Origin of the sequence: Parasphingorhabdus sp. (assembly GCF_036568145.1) — a bacterium.
In the GTDB taxonomy this organism is placed as follows: domain Bacteria; phylum Pseudomonadota; class Alphaproteobacteria; order Sphingomonadales; family Sphingomonadaceae; genus Parasphingorhabdus.
In genome coordinates this window covers 76,264-97,544 of sequence record NZ_DATCTC010000033.1, presented here as the reverse complement: position 1 = coordinate 97,544, position 21,281 = coordinate 76,264, and the positions used below count along the sequence as shown (strand labels likewise).

At 50.3% G+C, this 21,281-nt stretch carries 16 protein-coding genes and 1 tRNA gene; 6 read left to right on the top strand and 11 right to left on the bottom strand.

Annotated features, from left to right (window positions below):
- The coding region (gene secA, locus VIN76_RS13920; protein WP_332042466.1) for a preprotein translocase subunit SecA at positions 1–2,152 on the top strand (2,152 nt) is incomplete at its 5' end.
- Positions 2,153–2,451: 299 nt separating this feature from the next.
- Here the strand turns inward: secA and VIN76_RS13915 are convergent.
- The 3 genes from VIN76_RS13915 to moaA all read right to left on the bottom strand — a co-directional run bounded on the left by VIN76_RS13915 (position 2,452) and on the right by moaA (position 4,346).
- Positions 2,452–2,526: transfer RNA gene (locus tag VIN76_RS13915), tRNA-Asn, on the bottom strand.
- Between the two features lie 63 nt (positions 2,527–2,589).
- On the bottom strand, positions 2,590–3,363 hold the full coding sequence (locus VIN76_RS13910; RefSeq protein WP_332042465.1) for an NAD kinase: 774 nt from the start codon (positions 3,361–3,363) through the stop codon (positions 2,590–2,592).
- On the bottom strand, positions 3,360–4,346 hold the full coding sequence (gene moaA / locus VIN76_RS13905; protein WP_332042464.1) for a GTP 3',8-cyclase MoaA: 987 nt from the start codon (positions 4,344–4,346) through the stop codon (positions 3,360–3,362). Before moaA ends, VIN76_RS13910 begins: the two co-directional genes overlap by 4 nt.
- Before the next feature lie 296 nt (positions 4,347–4,642).
- On the opposite strand from moaA, the gene VIN76_RS13900 reads away from it, so the two are divergent.
- Positions 4,643–6,553 (top strand): GGDEF domain-containing phosphodiesterase, encoded by a 1,911-nt coding sequence (locus VIN76_RS13900; RefSeq protein WP_332042463.1) that lies wholly within the window; start codon positions 4,643–4,645, stop codon positions 6,551–6,553.
- Here the strand turns inward: VIN76_RS13900 and mfd are convergent.
- On the bottom strand, positions 6,550–10,023 hold the full coding sequence (gene mfd / locus VIN76_RS13895; protein WP_332042462.1) for a transcription-repair coupling factor: 3,474 nt from the start codon (positions 10,021–10,023) through the stop codon (positions 6,550–6,552). The two genes, VIN76_RS13900 and mfd, sit on opposite strands and share 4 nt — an antisense overlap.
- 30 nt (positions 10,024–10,053) lie before the next feature.
- A complete protein-coding gene (locus VIN76_RS13890; RefSeq protein WP_332042461.1) occupies positions 10,054–10,320 on the bottom strand; it encodes a succinate dehydrogenase assembly factor 2 in 267 nt (88 codons plus the stop codon).
- A 91-nt stretch (positions 10,321–10,411) separates the two neighbouring features.
- On the opposite strand from VIN76_RS13890, the gene recG reads away from it, so the two are divergent.
- The gene (recG, locus tag VIN76_RS13885) at positions 10,412–12,466 is read left to right on the top strand and encodes an ATP-dependent DNA helicase RecG (protein ID WP_332042460.1); all 2,055 of its coding nucleotides are present in this window, start codon (positions 10,412–10,414) and stop codon (positions 12,464–12,466) included.
- On the opposite strand, the gene VIN76_RS13880 is transcribed toward recG, so the two are convergent.
- Together VIN76_RS13880 and tyrS are read right to left on the bottom strand one after the other, a co-directional pair.
- Positions 12,463–12,795, bottom strand: coding sequence for a PilZ domain-containing protein (locus VIN76_RS13880; RefSeq protein WP_332042459.1), 333 nt, complete (start codon positions 12,793–12,795; stop codon positions 12,463–12,465). The two genes, recG and VIN76_RS13880, sit on opposite strands and share 4 nt — an antisense overlap.
- A 79-nt stretch (positions 12,796–12,874) precedes the next feature.
- Positions 12,875–14,107: a tyrosine--tRNA ligase gene (gene tyrS / locus VIN76_RS13875; protein ID WP_332042458.1), complete on the bottom strand. Its 1,233-nt coding sequence runs from the start codon at positions 14,105–14,107 to the stop codon at positions 12,875–12,877.
- On the opposite strand from tyrS, the gene VIN76_RS13870 reads away from it, so the two are divergent.
- From VIN76_RS13870 to VIN76_RS13860, 3 genes are all read left to right on the top strand, one after another.
- On the top strand, positions 14,106–14,690 hold the full coding sequence (locus VIN76_RS13870; RefSeq protein WP_332042457.1) for a DOMON-like domain-containing protein: 585 nt from the start codon (positions 14,106–14,108) through the stop codon (positions 14,688–14,690). The two genes, tyrS and VIN76_RS13870, sit on opposite strands and share 2 nt — an antisense overlap.
- Complete coding sequence (locus tag VIN76_RS13865; RefSeq protein WP_332042456.1) at positions 14,687–15,883, top strand: DUF1343 domain-containing protein; 1,197 nt, start codon at positions 14,687–14,689, stop codon at positions 15,881–15,883. Before VIN76_RS13870 ends, VIN76_RS13865 begins: the two co-directional genes overlap by 4 nt.
- Positions 15,884–15,965: 82 nt before the next feature.
- On the top strand, positions 15,966–16,268 hold the full coding sequence (locus tag VIN76_RS13860) for a hypothetical protein (protein ID WP_332042455.1): 303 nt from the start codon (positions 15,966–15,968) through the stop codon (positions 16,266–16,268).
- A 5-nt stretch (positions 16,269–16,273) separates the two neighbouring features.
- Here VIN76_RS13860 and VIN76_RS13855 read toward each other — a convergent pair whose 3' ends face one another.
- The 4 genes from VIN76_RS13855 to rpoD all read right to left on the bottom strand — a co-directional run bounded on the left by VIN76_RS13855 (position 16,274) and on the right by rpoD (position 21,204).
- Positions 16,274–17,455 carry a vWA domain-containing protein gene (locus tag VIN76_RS13855; protein WP_332042454.1) on the bottom strand — a complete coding sequence of 394 codons (1,182 nt, stop codon included), beginning with the start codon at positions 17,453–17,455 and terminating at the stop codon, positions 16,274–16,276.
- A 14-nt stretch (positions 17,456–17,469) separates the two neighbouring features.
- Positions 17,470–18,315 carry a MoxR family ATPase gene (locus VIN76_RS13850; protein WP_332042453.1) on the bottom strand — a complete coding sequence of 282 codons (846 nt, stop codon included), beginning with the start codon at positions 18,313–18,315 and terminating at the stop codon, positions 17,470–17,472.
- A gap of 92 nt (positions 18,316–18,407) precedes the next feature.
- Positions 18,408–19,085 carry a DUF6975 family protein gene (locus VIN76_RS13845; protein ID WP_332042452.1) on the bottom strand — a complete coding sequence of 226 codons (678 nt, stop codon included), beginning with the start codon at positions 19,083–19,085 and terminating at the stop codon, positions 18,408–18,410.
- A gap of 154 nt (positions 19,086–19,239) precedes the next feature.
- A complete protein-coding gene (gene rpoD, locus VIN76_RS13840; protein WP_414696371.1) occupies positions 19,240–21,204 on the bottom strand; it encodes an RNA polymerase sigma factor RpoD in 1,965 nt (654 codons plus the stop codon).
- Positions 21,205–21,281 lie beyond the last annotated feature (77 nt).

Here is a 21,281-nt window from a genome sequence, read left to right as displayed (position 1 = left end):
CCGCAGCCAGATGGTCCAACGGCCATTCAACTTTGCGATTGTCGATGAGGTGGATTCGATCCTGATTGACGAAGCACGTACGCCGCTGATTATTTCAGGACCCACGGACGATAAATCCGATCTTTATATATCGGTAAATGAGGTGGTTCAGAACATTACCGAAGAAGATTATGAAAAAGACGAAAAAAGCCGCAATATCTCCCTGACCGAAGAGGGGACGGAGAAAGCGGAACGGCTTCTTGAAGAAGCCGGATTGCTCGTCGGTAGCAATCTTTATGATTATGAAAATACCCAGGTCGTTCATCACTTGAATCAAGCGCTGATGGCTAATGTCATGCGCAAGCGGGATACGGATTATATCGTCAAGGATGGTAAAGTTATCATCATTGACGAATTTACCGGTCGTATGATGGAAGGGCGGCGGTGGTCCAACGGACTGCATCAAGCTGTGGAAGCTAAAGAAGGCGTCAAAATTGAGCCGGAAAACCAGACAATGGCATCCATTACCTTCCAAAATTACTTCCGCATGTATCCCAAACTGTCGGGAATGACCGGAACGGCGGCAACGGAAGCTGCAGAATTTTTCGAAATATACAAAATGAATGTCGTGACCATCCCGACGAATAAACCAATTCAGCGGATCGACGAAAATGACGAATTTTACAAGAATACGCATGATAAATTCGCCGCCATTGCTAAAACCATCAAAGAACATAGCGAAAAGGGCCAGCCTGTACTGGTCGGCACAGTATCTATCGAAAAGTCTGAGCTATTGTCTGAATTCCTGAACAAGGAAAATGTGCCGCATAATGTTTTGAACGCCCGCTTCCATGAACAGGAGGCGCATATTGTGGCACAGGCCGGCCGGCCTGGCGCTGTTACCATAGCGACCAACATGGCTGGACGCGGCACCGATATTCAACTGGGCGGTAATATCGAGTTTCGTATCGAGCAGGAATTGGCCGATATGGAAGAAGGACCGGAACGCGACAAGGCCATTGCTAAAATCGAAGAGGAAGTTCGTGCGTTGCGCGAACAAGTTCGAGATGCGGGAGGTCTGTTCGTACTGGGCACAGAGCGGCATGAAAGCCGTCGTATTGATAACCAGCTTCGTGGCCGTTCGGGGCGTCAGGGCGACCCTGGTCTCAGCCGTTTTTATCTTTGCCTGGAAGATGATCTGCTGCGTATCTTTGGTACAGAGACAATGTTCGCCAGAATGATGAACAAAAATCTGGAGGACGGCGAAGCTATTGGTGGCAAGTGGCTATCCAAGGCCATTGAGACTGCACAGAAAAAAGTTGAAGCACGTAACTATGAGGCACGTAAGCAGGTTGTCGAATATGATGACGTGATGAATGACCAGCGCAAAGTGATTTATGAGCAGCGCTCCGAAATCATGGATGCCGAATCGGTTGGCGATATTGTGGAAGATATGCGCCAGGAAACCATCAATGCCATTGTGGCAGACAGTTGCCCACCAGGAAGCTATCCTGAACAATGGAAAATAGACCAGCTCAAAACCCGCGTTGAAGAGGTATTGGGGCTTACGCCCGATATTGATGCGTGGTTGCAAGAAGATTCGGTTGATCCGGAACTTGTCGAAATGCGGATCGCCGAATTGGCCGATGCAGATTTCAATGCAAAAGTGGAGCAGATTGATCCAGAGATCTGGGCGCAAATTGAAAAATCAATTCTGTTAGAATCGCTCGACCATCATTGGAAAGAACATTTAGCAACGCTTGATGCTTTGCGGCAGGTGGTGTTCCTGCGTGCCTATGCCCAAAAGAAACCTCTGGATGAATATAAGCAGGAATCATTCGGACTTTTCGAACGCATGCTGGAGGTTATTCGCGAAAGTGTAACCAAGACTCTTGCGACCAGCCAGTTCCATCGCCAGGATGAAATTCAGGTACCGGAATTGCCGGAGCTTCCCGATTTTCTGACAACCCATATAGATCCATTAACCGGCGAGGATGACACCAACGATATTGATGCTGGCACGCTGGGCACTATCCCGGCAGGATTACCGCCCAGACAGGCAGGAACCCTGAATAACCCGGCTGAGGGTTTTGAAGACGGAAAAGTGAGTCGTAATGCTCCATGTCCATGTGGTTCAGGCCGCAAATACAAGCATTGTCACGGCAAATATTGAGAATATAGGCAGCTATAGCTTTTGGACATGCAGGTCTCGTTAGTGCTCAGCACTAACGAGACAGGAGTTGTGGCATCTTCTTTTGCAAAGAGAGGGGTCTGGTAAGTATCTTGGCGATCAAGGCTGTCCAGAAGCGTGGGTAAGTGCTTTACGGAGCATTATGGGTGTGTCGCCTAGCTCTCCTAATCGAGCTCCAGATTACTCAAAATTAAAATGGCATTCGTGCTCGCGCCAAGTCTTGGCCAATCCGTCCAATTAGAACGGCCGCCATTTAAAAGGAAATAGCGAAACATGAAAAGTGGCTCCCCGGGACGGATTCGAACCATCGGCCAATCGATTAACAGTCGATTGCTCTACCACTGAGCTACCGGGGAACAGGTGCGATTTGCATCACAACGAGCGCGGCTATAGCAACGTCATACGCACCCGGCAAGCCATCAAACAACAAATTGTTCCATTGCAATGCGATCGTCCAATGCATGTTCCGGATCGAACAGCATGGTGAGGGTCTGGCTGCGGTCTACAGAGATGGTTACCTTTGCAATATCACGCACTTCCTGTTGGTCGCCGACCGCGCTAACTGGCCGTTTTTCGGGGTTCAAGACCGTTATCCGGATCGAGGTAGTGTCCGGTAAAATTGCGCCTTTCCAGCGACGCGGACGAAACGGGCTGATCGGGGTCAGGGCCAGTAAATTGGACTCCAACGGCAATATCGGCCCGTTGGCAGACAGATTATAGGCGGTCGAGCCCGCTGGTGTCGCAACCAATACACCGTCACATACAAGCTCTTCGAGCATGATTCGGTTATTAACCTCAATAACCAGCTTTGCTGTTTGCCGAGTCTCTCTGAGCAAGGACACTTCATTTATTGCCGGAAGTACGAAGCTGGCCCCGGAAAGTGTTTCGACTTCCATTTTTAGAGGTTTTACTTTGAAAGACCGGGCAGATTCGATTCGTTCTTTCAGGTCGGCTTCGTGCCAGTTGTTCATCAGAAACCCGACCGTGCCGAGGTTCATACCATAAACCGGTTTTATTATATTTCGGTTGAGCATTTGATGCAGAGTTTGCAGCATGAAGCCGTCACCGCCCAGCACTACAGCTTGATCGGCCTCCTCGATCGGAACCCAATCTAATAACGATTCAAGCTTTTTCCCAGCCTCTTGCGCTTGTGGCGTAGGAGAGACGACTATCGCCCATTTTGTTTCACTCATCCGCCCGTGACGTTCATATGACGCTCCAAAGTTTCCGCGGACCCGTTCAATTGATCGTTAAATTCATGTCGTAATGGTTTGAGTTTCAATGCTTTCTCAAGCAAACGATCGACAGCCCCAACGCCTTCATTACGCACAACGGCGCGTAAATCAACATGCGCGTTGTGGCCTAGACACATAAATATCTTGCCATCGGTGGTCAGGCGCAGACGGTTGCAATTATCACAGAAATTATGGCTTAGCGGCGTTATCAAGCCCAATCGGAGTCCCAAAGGATCAACGGACATATAACGCGCCGGTCCTGCGCTTCTATGCTCTATCGGCCTTACGAAATAGTGATCTGACAAGGGAGCAATAAATTCTTGTGCAGAAATATGTTCCAGTTTTCTGTCTGCTCCGACATCCCCCATCGGCATTGTCTCGATAACTGTCAGGTCATGGCCCTGTTCCGCGCAATATTCCGCCATTGGTATCAGTGCACCCTGATTAAAATCACGTAAGGCAACCATGTTTATTTTTACGCGGATACCGTTTTGCTTGGCGGCTTTAATACCGGCCAATACCTGATCAACCTTGGCCCCGCGGGTTATTTCTGCAAATTTTACGGGGTCCAGTATATCCAGACTGATATTGACCCGTCGCACATTATGAGCCGCCAGATGGTCGGCATATTCGCCGAGCAATGAACCGTTGGTTGTCAACGTCAATTCGTCAAGATCCCCGGTTTCTACTTTTCGCCCAAGCCGTTGGATAACACGCTTCATGTCGCGTCTGACTAGGGGCTCACCGCCTGTCAGACGGATTTTCCTTACACCATGGCCGATAAAACGCTCTGCAATCAGACAGATTTCATCGAGTGTCAGCAATTCATTCTTAGGCATGAACGTCATTTTCTCGGACATGCAATATTGGCAACGAAAATTGCATCGGTCAGTAACCGAGATTCTTAGATAGTCAATTTTGCGGCCGAATCTGTCGAGCATGATGTCGTTCCGATCAAAAGTTGATGTAAAACGTAACGTTTTGTGTGGTGGCAAGCAACGGCCTATAAAGGATTACGCCTTATGCAAATTTCTCTATCATTATCAGGCGAACGAGAGAAACAAAGCAGGGGCATATTAAAGTTATTAAAGAAGCTTCACCTTACTTGGATCAAAATGGAAATAAGCACTTATTTTTGTTGTCTTTTTATGATCGAGATCCGTTGGCGGCCAAAATTTCTGCCATTGGGTGGCGGGTGAGCTCTGCCCGGCGACGGGATAGTGTACGAGGGCGATTTTTGGCCTCCAATTCATTAATCGCGGTAGTGGATGTGCGTGATGCCATTCAGGATGGTCTGCAAGCAATATCGGAAATTGCAGCGCTGTTGGACAATAACGGCATTGCGATTCTCGCTTTGGCGGATCAGTCGGCTCAGGATGATATTGCGGCGAAATGCCATAATGCAGGTGCTACCCATTTTCTCGATATTGCCAATCCATATGCCGATTTGCAACAGGCGTTAAACTTTGCCTATCGTTATGTGGAAAATATCCGTGGTGGCATGGAGGCGACGCAGCATTTTAACAATTTTCTGACACAAGTCGACGAGCAATGGTCTTTTTCAAAGAAGGCGCTGAATCAAAACTGGGTCAGTGACAAGTTAAGAGATAGTCAGAGCAGTATTGACTTTAGTACCTATCCGGTAACGGGAATTTATCGGACTTTATCTACGGAAGAGCGGTCCCGCGTTCGCGGTGCGATGGGGCGGCTGCGGGCTGGTTCTGCACAGGCCGCAGTAACTCACTATCTGAACGGTGAAAAGGTCATCCACCACCTGCATGATACGGGGACCTATGTCCACGGGCGTCTGGAACGGCTGTTCTTGGATGATGGTGAACATGGTGTTACCGGAAATGGCTGGGCAGGGCGTGACCTTTTATCCGGCCTGCGTAATGGCTCCGTAGCCAGAAGCTGGATACGCAGTCGCCTAACGCGTGGTGACAGACTTGTTCTTATAATCCTGGGCTTAAGGAATTTCGGCATCATCAACACGGCCTACGGCAGGGCGGTGGGGGATGAGATAATGCGCCAGATCGGTCAGCGCCTAATGGCCGAGACTATGAACGCCTCGCCCGATAGTTGCATGGCCGCAAGGATAGATGGGCAGAACTTCATGGTTGCTCGTGTTTGGGAAGGCTCGCCCGATGATGAAGCCGAAAAATCCATTGATTATGCGGAACAGCTATTGGTTCGGAACTTCGGCCCGGTTACTATTAAAGGCCGCGATATAGGCTTGGTTGCGCGTGCCGGTATCGCTATTGAGCATGGTTCCAGTGACGAGGCATTGCTAATCAGGCGTGCGATTCTGGCATTGAAAGAAGCAATGGTTGCGGGTGCCTCTCCGGTTAAAGTAAGTGGTTCGACCAAAGCTGACATTATGCTGGAGCAGCAATTGGAAAGCGATCTTGCCCACGCGCTGGACCGCGATGAAATTGCGATTGCGCTGCAACCACAGATAAAGATTGATACCGGGCAACTGGTCGGAGCAGAGGCATTGGCCCGCTGGAATCACCCAAAACTGGGCTTTCTGGGTGCGGATTTATTATTCCCTGTGGCTGAGCGTGCGGGTTTGATGAAATTGTTATCAGCGCATATTCATAAACTGGCATTTGTAACGGCGGCAAAGTGGCCGAGTAGCCTCTCTTTCTTGCGCTTGTCGGTCAATGTTACCGCGAGTGATCTGAGCGATGGCGATTTTGCAGCAAATATTATGCGGAACCTCACTCGATCCGGTTTTCCAGCTGAGCGAACTACGCTTGAAATTACTGAATCCGAACTGATTGGCAACCTCTTAAGCGCCGCGAAGCATCTCTCGGCTGTGAGAGAGTACGGGGTCCGCATTGCGATTGACGATTTTGGAACGGGATATAGCAGTCTGGCTTATCTTAAAAACCTGCCGCTTGATTATCTGAAAATCGACAGTGGATTGACAAAGGATATTAGTGGGTCGGTCAAAGATCAAGTGGTGGTGAAATCAATCATCAAGATGGCGCATAGCTTGGATCTTGCAGTTATAGCCGAGGGTGTAGAGACAGAGGCGCAGTTGAAGATATTGACACAGCAAGGATGCAAATATTACCAAGGGTTCCTGCAGTCAGGCCCAATTTCACCGGATGAATTTGAGATATTTGCACTAAGGAGCAATTAATCAGGCGTTTTTTGCTGAGCCAGTTTTGAAAGGCCGGTGCTCAGCTGGGCCAGACCATGAAGTCGGGATCGTGGATCGCGCCATTGACGCTCAATAAACAGCTTATTGTCCGGTCTTAGTCGCGCTGTTCCTTTAAGGCGCTCGACATAAGACAGCAGCCCCGGAACATTGGGGAAGGCATCATTATGGAAGCTTACCAAAGCACCGCGCGGGCCCATTTCAATCTTGGCTATATGGGCTTTGACACAATTAAGTTTGATTTCCATCAATTTGAGAAGATTGTCGGTTTCCACCGGAAGCTCACCGAAGCGGTCGATCATTTCCGCCGCAAAAGCCTGGATCTCCTGATGCGTCTCCAGATTATTCATCCGTCGATAGAGCCCCATGCGAAGCGAAAGATCGGGAACATATTTTTCAGGAATCAAAATGGGTGCATCAACCGTAATCTGCGGAGAGAAGCTGTCTGTTGCAGCATCCAGACCGGCGCCTTTTGCTTTAGCTTCAAGGATCGCATCTTCCAGCATCGATTGATAGAGTTCAAAGCCGACCTCCCGGATATGGCCGGATTGTTCGTCACCAAGCAGGTTGCCCGCTCCGCGAATATCTAGGTCATGGCTGGCCAATTCAAAGCCTGCACCAAGGCTGTCGAGATCGCTAAGTATTTTTAGCCTCTTTTCAGCCTTTTCGGTGACAATTCTGTCTTTGGGTGTGACCATATAGGCATAAGCCCGCGTCTTTGATCGACCGACTCGGCCGCGAAGCTGGTAGAGCTGGGCAAGCCCAAAGCGGTCTGCGCGGTGGATGATTAGCGTGTTGGCGCTTGGAATATCAAGGCCGCTTTCAACAATAGTGGTCGCCAGAAGGACGTCATATTTCCTGTCGTAAAAAGCGGACATGCGCTCTTCGACTTGTATAGCCGGCATTTGACCATGGGCTGTTACGAAACTGATCTCTGGCGCATATTCCTTCAAAAATTCCTCAATCGCCGGAAGGTCTGCGATGCGGGGCACGACGATGAAGCTTTGTCCGCCGCGATAATGTTCACGCATGAGAGCTTCGCGCAGCGGGATAGGATCCCACGGCATCACATAGGTCCGAACCGCAAGCCGATCCACAGGCGGGGTTTGAATGACCGACAAATCCCTCAGGCCGGTCATAGCCATTTGCAAAGTTCGCGGAATGGGTGTGGCGGTGAGGGTGAGGACATGAACATCCGCTTTCATAGCCTTTAACCGCTCTTTATGCGTCACTCCAAATCTTTGTTCTTCATCTACAATAATGAGACCAAGTCTTTGAAATTCTACTGATTTAGCAAGTAAGGCGTGCGTGCCGATAACAATATCGACATTTCCGTTTGCCAAACCTTCTTTGGTTTTTTTGGCCTCGGCCGCCGGAACCAGCCGAGATAGTCGCCCGATATTGAGAGGGAAGGGGCGGAAACGTTCTTCAAAATTGCTGTAATGCTGTCGCGCCAGTAAAGTTGTCGGTGCAATGATCGCGACCTGCATTCCGGCCATCGCTGCTGCAAAGGCGGCGCGCATCGCCACCTCAGTTTTGCCGAAGCCAACGTCACCGCAAACAAGTCGGTCCATCGCTTGTCCGGACGCCATATCTTCGAGCACTTCTTCGATAGCTTGCTGTTGGTCCTCGGTTTCCTGATAGGGGAAGCGATCAACAAACCCGGCCATGTCACCCGCTTCAACACGTGTCGGTGTTGCCGGTTGAAGTGCGCGCGCTGCTGCTGTTTTCAACAGTTCATGCGCGATGGCCCTGATTCGCTCTTTGAGCTTAGATTTGCGCCGTTGCCAGCCTTCGCCGCCCAAACGGTCCAGCACCACTGTTTCGCCACCTTCACCGTAGCGACTGAGTACATCGATATTCTCCACCGGAACGAAAAGTTTATCGCCACCAGCATATTTGAGTGAGACGCAGTCATGTGGGCTTTCGCCCACGGGAATGGAGACAATGCCTTCATATTGCCCGATGCCATGTTCCAGATGGACGACAAGATCGCCTTGGCTGAGAGCCGATAGCTCGGCAATAAACGCATCGCCGCTTTTGCGCCGTTTTGACTTGCGGACAAGACGGTCGCCAAAAATATCCTGCTCGGTCAGTAACACTAGGTCACTTGTGCGAAAACCGGCCGCCAGCGGTAAAATTGTCAGAGCAACTGCGGTATCTGCCGTGCTGCATGTTTCCCAATCATCGCAAAGCACTGCTGACTTGACGCCATGGTCTTGCAGCAAGTCAAATAGCCTGGCGCGGGATCCCTTGCTATAACTCGCGACTACGACATGAGTACCCGACTTTGAAAGCGAATTCAGATAAGCGGTAAGTGCCTTGTATATATTTTCATTTCGAGCGCGTTCAGGTGAGAAATCACGAGGCGAAGAAACGGAGAGGGATAGTATCGTACTGGATTCCGGTTCATCAAATTCGGAGATGATGTGGACAGGAGCATCGGATTGTTGCTTTTGCCACTCTGAAGGCTCCATATAAAGCATTTCCGGCTTTAGTGGGCGGTAACTCGATAAGTTCGCGGCATCGGCTTCTTGCCGGTTTTTATAATAATCCCGAATGGATGAAAACTGTGCATCTACTGCCGCAGAGACGGCTGCATCGCGGAATATTAGTGCATCATCAGCGATATAGTCGAAAAAGCTCGCAAGTTCTTCTTCAATCAAGGGTAGCCAATGTTCCATGCCGGAAAGCCTTCGGCCTTCGGAGAGGGATTGGTATAACGGATCGCTAGTGGAAACCGCGCCGAATAACTCTCGGTAGCGGGTGCGAAAGCGCGTAATGCTGTCATCGTCGAGCAAAACTTCTGATACGGGCAGCAGGTCGAAGCCGTCAATATTGCCAATTGTGCGTTGATCGGCAGGATCAAATAGCCGCAACGTTTCTATTTCATCGCCGAAAAGATCGATACGCAAGGGCATGTCTGCGCCCGGTGGGAACAGATCTATCAGGCTACCACGCGCCGCAAACTCCCCGCTATCGGCGACAGTATCGACTCGCACAAAGCCATTTGCGTAGAGAAAGGATACCAGCTTCTCTTGTTCAATGATTGCACCGGGCTCCAGCCTAGTGACCAGTTCTTTGACACGTGCGGGCGTCAGCACTCGCTGTGTGATGGCATTTGCAGTGGTGACGACGAGCTGCGCACCAGCGGCGGGGGCTACAAGGCGGGATAGGGCCGCGACACGTTCTGAAGTTATATGTAGTGCCGGTGAAGCCCGATCAAAAGGAAGGCAATCCCACGCCGGAAATTCAATAATATCCAAATCGGGTTGAAAATAACGCGCCGCTTCGGCGACGGCGCTCATTGCGGCATCGTCTGTCGCAATGAATATGATGCGTTTATTGGATTGGGCAGCGGTGTCCGCCAGGAAATATGGGCGATATCCTGCGGTTACACCGGCGACGGTGTTTATTTCCTCTGCTGATAATAATCTATCTAGATAAGACACTTAAAGGGGATATATCCGTTTTGATAATGGTTATTTGGTGAAGTCAAAATAATCCAGTTTTTGCATAGATGTCATCTGCTCTGTCTGGAATCGCGCTGGCGGAGGTTGCTTTCCAATCGCCCAAGCCATGATATCGACATCTTCTTCTTCAAGCAGCATCTCAAACCAGTCAATCTCTTCATCCGTCCAGGTCAGGCTCCATTTGTCAAAAAAGCCGCCGATCATATTGTCGGCCTCACGGGTGCCGCGGTGCCAGCTACGAAAATAGAGCCGTTTCAGCCTAACTTCTCGTTCCATATCTGCTCCTGACTCTCTGCTTTGTATAAATGTTAATGCGAAGGCACTGTGTCTGGTATATTGGCCCTGCTTTCGTATAAGGCGGATAGACATGCGGCCCGAGATACTCAATCCATTATTTAGCGAAACACAGTCGCTAAAAGGCGTCGGCAAGGCGCTAGCCAAGCCATTGGAGAAACTGCGCCTGACGAGGGTGAAGGATCTGCTCTATCATAAACCCAGCTATTGGATGCGGCGCAAGCGCGTACAAGAACTGGACGCAGCCGACGTTGGCCTGACAATTATTGCCGATGTAACACCAGTAGATTATCGCTCCGGCGGACCCCGTAGTCCTTTTCGCGTGCAGGCAACAGATGCGAAGGGTAATTATATTAGCCTGACTTTTTTTGGCAAAAATACCGGATGGCCCAAGAAATTGCTCCCCTTAGGTGAGAGCAAGATCATATCGGGCAAGCTGGAGCGCTATGGTGACGAACTTCAGATGCTGCATCCTGATGTGTTGGAAATGGCCGAAGAAAAAGAAATTGCTCTGGTCGAACCCATTTATCCTTTATCCGATGGCTTGGGTAACAAGCGTATGGGGCAGTTGATTGCGCAGTCGGTGGAATTGGCGCCGAAACTGCCGGAATGGATTGAGCCGAGCTTATTGGAATCAAAACGATGGAGGGATTGGAGACAAACCATCGTTGCTTTGCATAATGATGAGGATGTCGGCGATTGCGACCGGCTTGCATATGACGAGATATTTGCCAACCAGTTGGCCTTCATGCTTGTTCGTGCCAGCAATCGCCGGAAGAAAGGGATTCCGATCCAGGGCGATGGACATTTGCGGGATCAGATCAAACTGCCGTTCGAACTGACTGGCGCGCAAAAACGCTGTATATCAGAGATTGAGGGCGATCTTGCTCAATCATCGCCGATGCTTCGGTTATTGCAGGGCGATGTTGGATCGGGAAAGACGCTGGTTGCTCTGATGGCGTTGCTTAATGCGGTAGAGGCCGGTTATCAGGGAGCTTTTCTGGCGCCAACGGAAATATTGGCGCGGCAGCATTTTGAGGGGCTGCAAAAGCTGCTCAGCGGAATGCCGGTTAATATTGATATCCTGACAGGCCGTGACAAAGGCAAAATGCGAGAGTCTACATTGATGGGGCTGTCTGATGGTTCGATTGACATATTGGTTGGCACTCACGCCATTTTTCAAGAGAAAGTGCGCTATAAAAAACTCGCTGTGGCTGTCATTGACGAGCAGCATAAATTTGGTGTGTCTCAGCGGTTAATGCTGACCCAAAAGGCCGAAAGTACGCCGCATCTGCTGGCGATGACCGCGACGCCGATTCCCCGCACATTAACGCTCAGCCAATATGGCGAGATGGATGTATCGCGGATAGACGAGCTACCACCGGGCCGCCAGACCATCGAAACGCGGGTGATTTCCGACGCGCGCTTACCGGAAGTTGTGGAGGGTCTTGGACGGCATATTGCTGGCGGCGGTCAGGCCTATTGGGTTTGCCCCTTGGTCGAAGAAAGCGAGAAAAGCGACCTTGCCGCAGCAGAAGACCGGGCCGCAGCATTGAAATTGCGATTCGGGGATCAGGTCGGGCTTGTCCACGGGCGCATGAAAGGACCAGAAAAAGATGCGGTCATGGAAAAGTTCCAGCGCGGTGCCATCCGTTTGCTGGTTGCCACTACGGTCATTGAAGTCGGCGTGGATGTTCCCAATGCCAGCCTTATGATTATTGAGGCGGCTGATCGTTTTGGCCTGGCGCAATTACATCAGCTGCGCGGACGAGTGGGCAGGGGGGATGTTAAGTCAAACTGCTTGCTTCTACGCGGTGACACGCTGAGCGAGACGGCACGCGCCCGCCTATCCTTGCTGCGCGAGACCAATGACGGGTTCAAAATTGCAGAAGAAGATTTACGTCTGCGCGGTGCTGGCGAACTTTTGGGGACCAGGCAGTCCGGCGATGCAGGCTTCCGGATTGCTACCCCGGACCAGATTACGCAACTCATTGGGGCTGCCACTGACGATGCCCGATTATTGCTAGACCGTGACGGCGGATTAAAGGGCGAGCGCGGTCAGGCTGCACGCATTGCGCTATACCTGTTTGAAAAGGACTGGGGCGTTAGCCTTATCCGAAGTGGCTAGACTGGATTCTGTCCAGAAGTTTCCATTTTGCCCAGCATTGCGACAAAATCCGGCTGCCGAATAACCCGTTCAAATTCAAAGCCGGAGCGGCCGCTATGGGACCATACCAGAAACGCTTCAATTCGCCCTGCCACAGGAAGGCGAACGACAACGCGGTCGCCTTTGTTTAGCGGTGTGTCATGGACAAACTGGCAACCATGTGCGGAAATATTGCTGAGCTTAACGGTAAACTCACCATATTTTTGGTTCTCGCCAATCGTTTCGAAATCAACCGGAAACCGTGTTGCCCGGCGCAATTCTGGCATATGGCTGTTTGATGCGCGTGGCATAAGGGACGCTCCGTCACTGGATGGAAATCTTTATTAACCCAGTTTCCCGAACAAATGGTAAATTAAGACAACAAGTCCGTTACGCCGAGCGCCGTAACAGCCCGTGTTTTTTCTTGCCAGCAGAGATTTTGACATCGTCACCGGCAATCGTAACCAGCGCACCGGCATCTATTACCGGCTCATCATTTATGCGGGCGCCGCCACCTGCAACCATCCGTTTAGCTTCACCCTTTGAAGCGCAAAAGCCGATATTCACCAATGCATCGAGGATCGAAATCTCGTTGTCAGTAACCTCAAGTACCGGAAGGTCGCTGCCCGCCTGTCCTTGTTCAAAGGTTTTTTGAGCAGTGTCGGCTGCATGGCTGGCGGCATCTTCGCCATGCGCCATAGCCGTTGCCGCATTGGCCAGAATTTTCTTTGCCTCGTTAATCTCCGACCCTTGCAGGCTTTCCAATCGGGCAATTTCATCAAGATCAATATCTGTGAAAAGCCTCAAGAAGCGCCCGACATCGGCATCCTGCGTATTGCGCCAAAATTGCCAATAGTCATAGGGGGCAAGCTGGTCACTGTTTAGCCAAGTGGCGCCGCCCGCAGTTTTTCCCATTTTTGCGCCATCGGCGGTCGTGATCAGGGGGGTTGTCAGGCCAAATAGCTGAGTGCCATCAACCCGGCGTGTCAGTTCCATGCCATTGACGATATTGCCCCACTGATCGGATCCACCAAGTTGAAGCCGGCAGCCTAAATTTCGGGACATTTCCCGGAAATCATAGGCTTGTAGTATCATGTAGTTAAATTCGAGGAAGGTGAGGGGCTGTTCACGATCAAGTCGCAACTTGACCGCATCAAATGTCAGCATACGGTTGATTGTGAAGTGCGGCCCAATATCACGCAGGATTTCAAGATAGCCCAAGCTATCAAGCCAATCGGCATTGTTGATCATGAGAGCATCAGTCGGGCCGTCACCGAAGGTCAGGAAATTATCAAAAACGCGCTTTATAGTGGCGATATTGTTATTGATATCGTCATTGCTGAGCATCTTGCGGCTTTCATCCTTACCGGAGGGATCACCGATTTTGGTGGTGCCGCCGCCCATAAGGACGATGGGCTTATGGCCCGTCTGTTGAAGCCGCCGCAGCATCATGATTTGAACCAAACTGCCGACATGGAGGGACGGCGCGGTGGCATCAAAACCGATATATCCGGGCACAATGGTCGAGGAGGCAAGTTTATCCAGCCCCTCAGCATCAGTTAATTGGTGGATATAGCCGCGTTCATCCAGTAAGCGGAGGAGATCAGATTGGTAATTAGTCATGGGTGGCCCGTTACATGCAAAAGAGGAAACTCGCAATATGCGATTAAGCCTGCAAAGCCATCCGCAAAGCCCCGCATCAGCGGTCGACGAATTGTGGGTGACCTATTCATGGGTGCGAAGCGGCCGCTTGCGAATCAGATTTTATGTGAAGGGGGCCATCGCAAGTTTGAGTATACCCCAGAAGACTGAGCCCTTGCGTGCCGATGGATTATGGGAAAATACCTGCTTTGAGCTCTTCATTCGGGAACAATCGGCCAGCAGCTATTGCGAGTTCAACTTTTCGCCATCGGGGTGCTGGGCTGCCTATCAATTTTCAGCTTATCGTGAAGACATGGCAGATCTTGAGTTAGCTGAGCCACCCCATATCGTTTGTGAAACCAGCGACACGCACGTCGATATGAAAGTAACACTCGATCTGTCGGATGTGGCGCAGCTATCCTCTTACGACGTCGCTTTTTCGGCTGTGATTGCTGACAAGCAAGGCGGGAAATCCTATTGGGCTTTGTCACATCCGCAAGCTAAGCCGGATTTTCATCACGAACAGAGCTTTACGCATCAACTGAAGGCAGCAAATAGCTTATGAAATTTGGAATTGACCGACTTCTCTCGGAACCGAAATTGCGCGCGCCACTGGCCGGAAAACGGATTGCACTTTTGGCTCATCCGGCATCGGTTACAGTAAATCTCACGCACACTCTCGATGCTTTGGCCGGGTGTGAAGATATCAAGTTGAGTGCTGCTTTCGGCCCGCAACATGGGCTGCGCGGTGACAAGCAAGACAATATGATCGAATCGCCGGATTATGAGGATCCGGCGCTCGGTATTCCGGTGTTCAGCCTTTACGGAGAAGTGCGCCGCCCGACCAAGGCGATGATGGACAGTTTTGATACCATCCTGATTGATCTTCAGGATCTCGGTTGCCGGATTTACACATTTATCACGACTCTTCGTTACATTCTTGAAGCCGCAGCGCTGCATGGCAAATCCGTATGGGTGCTCGACCGCCCTAATCCGGCAGGTCGGCCTGTCGAGGGCATGATGCTGGAAGAGGGATGGGAAAGCTTTGTCGGCGCGGGCCCTATGGCTATGCGTCACGGGCTGACCTTGGGTGAAATGGGTCAGTGGTTCGTCAGCTTTTTCAAACTTGATGTCGATTACCGGGTGATCGAAATGCAAGGATGGCAGCCGGATGGGGAGGGCTTTGGTTGGCCTACCGACCGCGTTTGGATCAACCCCAGCCCGAATGCACCTAATGTGTTTATGTCGCGTGCCTATGCAGGAACAGTCATGCTGGAGGGAACAACATTGTCTGAAGGTCGCGGGACAACGCGGCCGCTGGAATTGTTCGGCGCGCCCGATATTGACGCCAAGGCGGTGATTGCAGAAATGAACAATCTCGCGCCGCAGTGGCTAAAAGGATGCAAATTGCGGGAATGCTGGTTTGAGCCCACCTTCCATAAGCATGTTGGAAAGCTCTGCAACGGTGTCCATATCCATGCAGAAGGCCCGTTTTATGATCATGCCGCCTTTCGTCCATGGCGGCTTCAGGCCTTGGCGTTCAAGGCTATTCGCAATCTATATTCCGATTATAATTTATGGCGCGATTTTCCTTATGAATATGAGGAAGGAAAGCTGGCTTTTGATGTGATTAATGGTGGTCCCAGGTTGCGGGAGTGGATTGATAACCCCTCGACAACCGCCGATGATCTGGAGGCTCTCACTGTGACGGAGGAAAGATTGTGGCAGGAGACATCAAAGGATCATCTGATTTATTGATCTTTGCGCCTTAAACAGGATAAATCATGCTGCAACGCAACATAGCTGTTGCGCCGTTCTGCGTTTTTGTTATCTAGCGGGCATGTTACCGAATAAAGAATTTTTTGAAGGCGTTGCCCTGAAGAAGTGCGTAACCGCGACTTATAACAAGATGCGGGTCACGCTTGCCCCGCATATTCTCTATACGCGGCATGATGAAATGCATGTCGATGCGGTTACGATCGAACGGGAAGGTCAACCGCCACGCGAGTTAAAGCTTGGGACTTTCAAGCTTTCGGGCCTTAAAGATGTAATCGTAGAAGATCAGCATTTTGAGACGTCTGAATTATTTGATGCAGATGCCGAAAAATATCAGGGCACAACTTTGATGACAGTGGAAGCGTAACCGCCTCAAACGTGTTTGCGGGTCAGTTCCTTCATCGCATCGCTCAACCCTTCAAGGGTTAGGGGGTACATGCGGTCGTTCATCAATTCCTTGACGATTTTTACGCTTTGCGAATAGCCCCATTGCTTTTCGGGTACGGGGTTTAGCCATGCGGCTGCAGGGTAGGTGTTCGTCATCCGCTGGAGCCAGGTGACCCCCGCTTCCTCGTTAAAATGCTCCACCGAGCCGCCCGGATGGGTGATTTCATAGGGACTCATTGACGCGTCCCCGACGAAAATCAGCTTATAATCATGCCCGTATTTGTGAAGTATGTCCCACGTATTGGTCCGTTCCGAAAAACGCCGCCGGTTGTCTTTCCAGACGCCCTCGTAAATACAGTTGTGAAAATAGAAAAATTCGAGATTTTTGAACTCGGTAGTCGCCGCTGAGAAAAGCTCTTCACAAAGTTTGATAAACGGGTCCATCGATCCGCCTACATCAAGGAATAATAGCAGCTTGACCGCATTATGGCGTTCCGGGCGCATATGGATATCCAGCCAACCTTTTTTGGCGGTGCCATTAATTGTACTGTTGATATCCAATTCATCGGCAGAGCCTTCGCGGGCGAATTTCCGCAAACGCCGTAGCGCGACTTTAATATTCCGGGTGCCGAGCTGCTTTGTATTATCAAGATTTTGAAACTCGCGCTTGTCCCAGACCTTGATAGCCTTTTTCTGGCCGCCTTCACCGCCAATACGAACGCCTTCGGGATTGTAGCCGCTATTCCCGTATGGAGATGTGCCGCCAGTGCCGATCCATTTGCTACCACCTTCATGGCGTTCCTGCTGTTCGGCCAGACGCTCTTTCAGCGTCTCCATAATCTCGTCCCAGCTGCCGAAGGCCTTAACCTTTTCCATCTCTTCTTCGGACAGATATTTCTCGGCGACAGCTTTTAACCAGTCGAGCGGGATTTCCTCTTCCTGTAACCCGTAGCTGGTCTCAATACCCTTAAAAACTTTTGAAAAGACCTGGTCGAAGCGGTCCAGAAGACCTTCATCTTTTACAAAAGTTGCCCGGGACAGATAATAAAATTCTTCAGGACGACGCTGAATTACTTCTTTGTCCAGCGCTTCCAAAAGCACCAGATGTTCTTTCAGAGATGCCGTAATTCCGGCAGCCCTTAGCTCGTCCATGAAGTTGAAGAACATTGGTATCGCTCCGTTTAACGCGCTTCGCGTTTTGACATGAATGCCAAGCGTTCAAACAGCATCACGTCTTGCTCATTTTTAAGCAAGGCACCGTGGAGCGGAGGAATTGCTTTGCTTGGATCTTGAGACTGGAGCACATCAAGCGGCATATCTTCTGCCAAAAGCAGTTTAAGCCAATCGAGCAATTCGGATGTGCTGGGTTTCTTTTTCAGGCCGGGAACGTCGCGGACTTCGTAAAATATGTCCATCGCCCTTTTAACAAGAACACCCTGAATATCAGGGAAGTGGACATTGATAATGTCCTGCATCGTTTCACGATCCGGGAATTTGATATAGTGGAAAAAGCAACGGCGCAGGAATGCGTCTGGTAATTCTTTTTCATTGTTGGATGTAATGACTACGATAGGGCGTTCTTGAGCCTTAATCGTTTCTTTTGTCTCGTAAACATGGAACTCCATGCGGTCGAGTTCCTGCAACAGATCGTTTGGAAACTCGATATCTGCCTTGTCGATTTCGTCAATCAGCAAGACCGGCAATTCGGGTGCGGTAAAGGCTTCCCAGAGCTTGCCCTTACGAATGTAGTTGGAAATATCATGAACCCGCTCATCACCAAGCTGGCCATCGCGCAGCCGCGCAACTGCGTCATATTCGTAAAGGCCCTGATGCGCCTTGGTCGTGGACTTAACATTCCATTCAATCAGCGGTGCACCCGTCGCTTTTGCAATTTCATGTGCCAGAACAGTTTTGCCGGTTCCTGGCTCGCCCTTCACTAAAAGAGGACGGCGGAGTGTCACAGCAGCATTAACCGCAACCTTCAAATCGTCGGTCGCTACATAATCCTTTGTACCGTCAAAACGCATATTCCATTATCCCTTACCGTAAACGTCAATAGTCTAACGATAGGGAAAATGCCTTTTTGAGGCAAGTTAATCATTTAGTTAATGAATCATATTCATGATAGAGACTGCCAATCTGACAGACGCGCGTTTCTTCGAGCCTCCAATAGCTGCCAAAGTCCGCGATGTTGTGCCAAAAGTTGGTCGACCCCGAAATTGATAGCCCTCGCTATGGGGCTTGATTTCGTCAGTCCGTGGCTAAGTGCATCAGTCGTTTCTGCGGGTGGTAGAATCGCAGAGTGCGGCTCTACACCTAATTTTAGGGCAATTTTTTCAAGCAATGGGCGGATTGCTTGCCAATCAAGAACAAGCGCGAATGATGCACCGAGGGCGCAGCCGTTGCGGTCGGATTGGGATAGCATCTCAAGCGCTTTACGCTGCGCTATCACAGCAGCGTTGCTTTGATCTTCGATACTGAGGCCTATTATTGGCCCGGCAGAGACGGTCAATTTGGTTATAAAAGCCCGTTCTGTGGTAAATCCATCCATGGCTTGTACCAACCAGTCACGGGCTAGTGGTTCGTTGGTCCTGGTCGCTGCATGGTCAAGCACACTGGGGTGGCTACCGTGCAGGACACAAAGAAAATGGGCTATGTCAGCAATATCTCCGCCACTTAAAATCGTAAAGTCATCGGTGATGGCCTGCGTATAGCTGGTTGATAGTGAACCATGCTGAGTCACGACCTCCTTGAGTGATGGAGTCGCGGTTGGAATTAAGCTTGGTTCTGGCTTCATGCTCACATCACCTTGGAGTTTTGGTGACCTGTCCGGTTTTCTATCACCAGACAAATCTCGCTAAAACTCGTGATTATCACATAATCCTAAAGACCTGGTTTACACAGATTGCCCAAGTACAAATTTGTGGAAAAAATCTTGGAAAAACCAGACTTTATTGATCCAGAAAGCTCCGCATTTTGCGGCTGCGGCTTGGATGTTTCAATTTACGCAGGGCTTTTGCTTCAATCTGGCGGATACGCTCTCTGGTAACGCTGAATTGCTGGCCAACCTCTTCCAAGGTGTGGTCGGTATTCATACCAATACCAAAGCGCATACGAAGAACACGTTCTTCACGCGGCGTCAGGCTGGCAAGAACCCGTGTCACGGTTTCCTTTAGGTTAGCCTGAATCGCAGCGTCGACCGGAATAATTGCATTTTTATCTTCGATAAAGTCACCAAGATGCGAATCTTCTTCGTCACCGATTGGCGTTTCCAAACTGATCGGCTCTTTGGCAATTTTCATGACCTTACGCACTTTTTCAAGTGGCATCGAAAGACGTTCCGCCATTTCTTCAGGAGTTGGTTCACGGCCTTGCTCATGCAGGAATTGACGCGAAGTCCGGACCAGTTTGTTAATCGTTTCGATCATATGAACCGGAATACGAATGGTCCGCGCCTGATCCGCAATTGACCGGGTAATGGCTTGGCGAATCCACCAGGTTGCATAGGTCGAGAATTTATAACCACGGCGATATTCAAACTTGTCGACTGCTTTCATCAGGCCAATGTTACCTTCCTGAATCAAGTCGAGAAATTGCAGGCCGCGATTGGTATATTTTTTGGCAATGGAAATAACGAGCCTCAGGTTGGCTTCCACCATTTCCTTCTTGGCAATCCGCGCTTCGCGCTCGCCCTTTTGCACCATATTGACGATACGGCGGAACTCATCGAGGGATGTTCCGGTTGCTGCCGAAATATCCGAAATTTCTGCGCGAATCCGCTCTACAGCAACAGCTTCCTTCTCAGCAAATGCCGCCCATTTCTTATCCGTTTTGGCCACGCTGGCCAACCAGCCATCGTCCAGTTCATGATTGACATAGGCTTCCAGAAAAGCACGACGGGGGATTTTATGCCGTTCAGCCAAGCGCAGCATTTGACCGCCAAGTGCAGTTAAGCGGCGATTGAATGAGTACAGCTGGTCAACCAGAAACTCGATTTTGTTGGCATGGAACTGCACGCTTTCAACCAAAGCGGTGAGTTCTTCACGCAGGCTTTGATATTTCTTTTCTGAAGCAGCAGGAAAATCATCGCCAACGGCGAACGCTTCCATGCGCGTGTTTTGCAATTTCGAGAATTTTTTGAACACCGAGGTGATGGTTGCGAATTTTTCCAAAGCCTCTGGTTTCAGCGCTTCTTCCATCTGCGCGAGGGAAAGCGTGTTATCTTCGTCATCATCTTCAACGACACGCTTTGTACGGCGTTCGGTCAGTTCATCTTCGTCATCGCCTTCGGCTGCTTCGGGTTCATCATCATCTTCGTCATCATCCTTGAACGAAGGCCCTGCTGTTTTTTCGCTGATTTCGCCGTCATCATCATCTTCGTCTTCAAGGTTCTCAGGCACAGGATCCTTAGAGAGCATGGCATCAAGGTCAAGGATTTCCCGCAGCTGCATTTCACCATCGTTCAGGGCCGTGGACCATTCGATAATGGCGTTGAAGGTTGTCGGGCTTTCACACAGGCCCCAGATCATCGTATCACGGCCAGCTTCAATACGCTTGGCAATGGCAATTTCGCCTTCGCGGCTGAGCAACTCAACAGCGCCCATTTCGCGTAGATACATACGGACCGGATCATCAGTGCGGTCGCCAGTAGCCTTTTTGGGCGCCGTTGAAGACGCAGCTTTTTTGTCTTTCTCTGTCCCGTCGATGGATTCGACTTCGTCGCCGCCCATTTCTTCTGCGCCTTCGTCATCGTTCTCGACGATTTTGACGCCCATGTCAGAAATGGCCGACATGACGTCTTCAATCTGCTCACTAGACATCTGGTCCTGTGGCATGGCCTCGTTTAATTCGTCGTAGGTAATGTAGCCGCGTTTTTTGGCCTTCGAGAGTAGCTTTTTAATTCCCGACTCATTCATATCGATAAGCGGTGCATCTTCGGTTACTGCAGATTTTTTTGCTTTACTTGCCAATGCCTGAGGCCCTTACTTTTAAA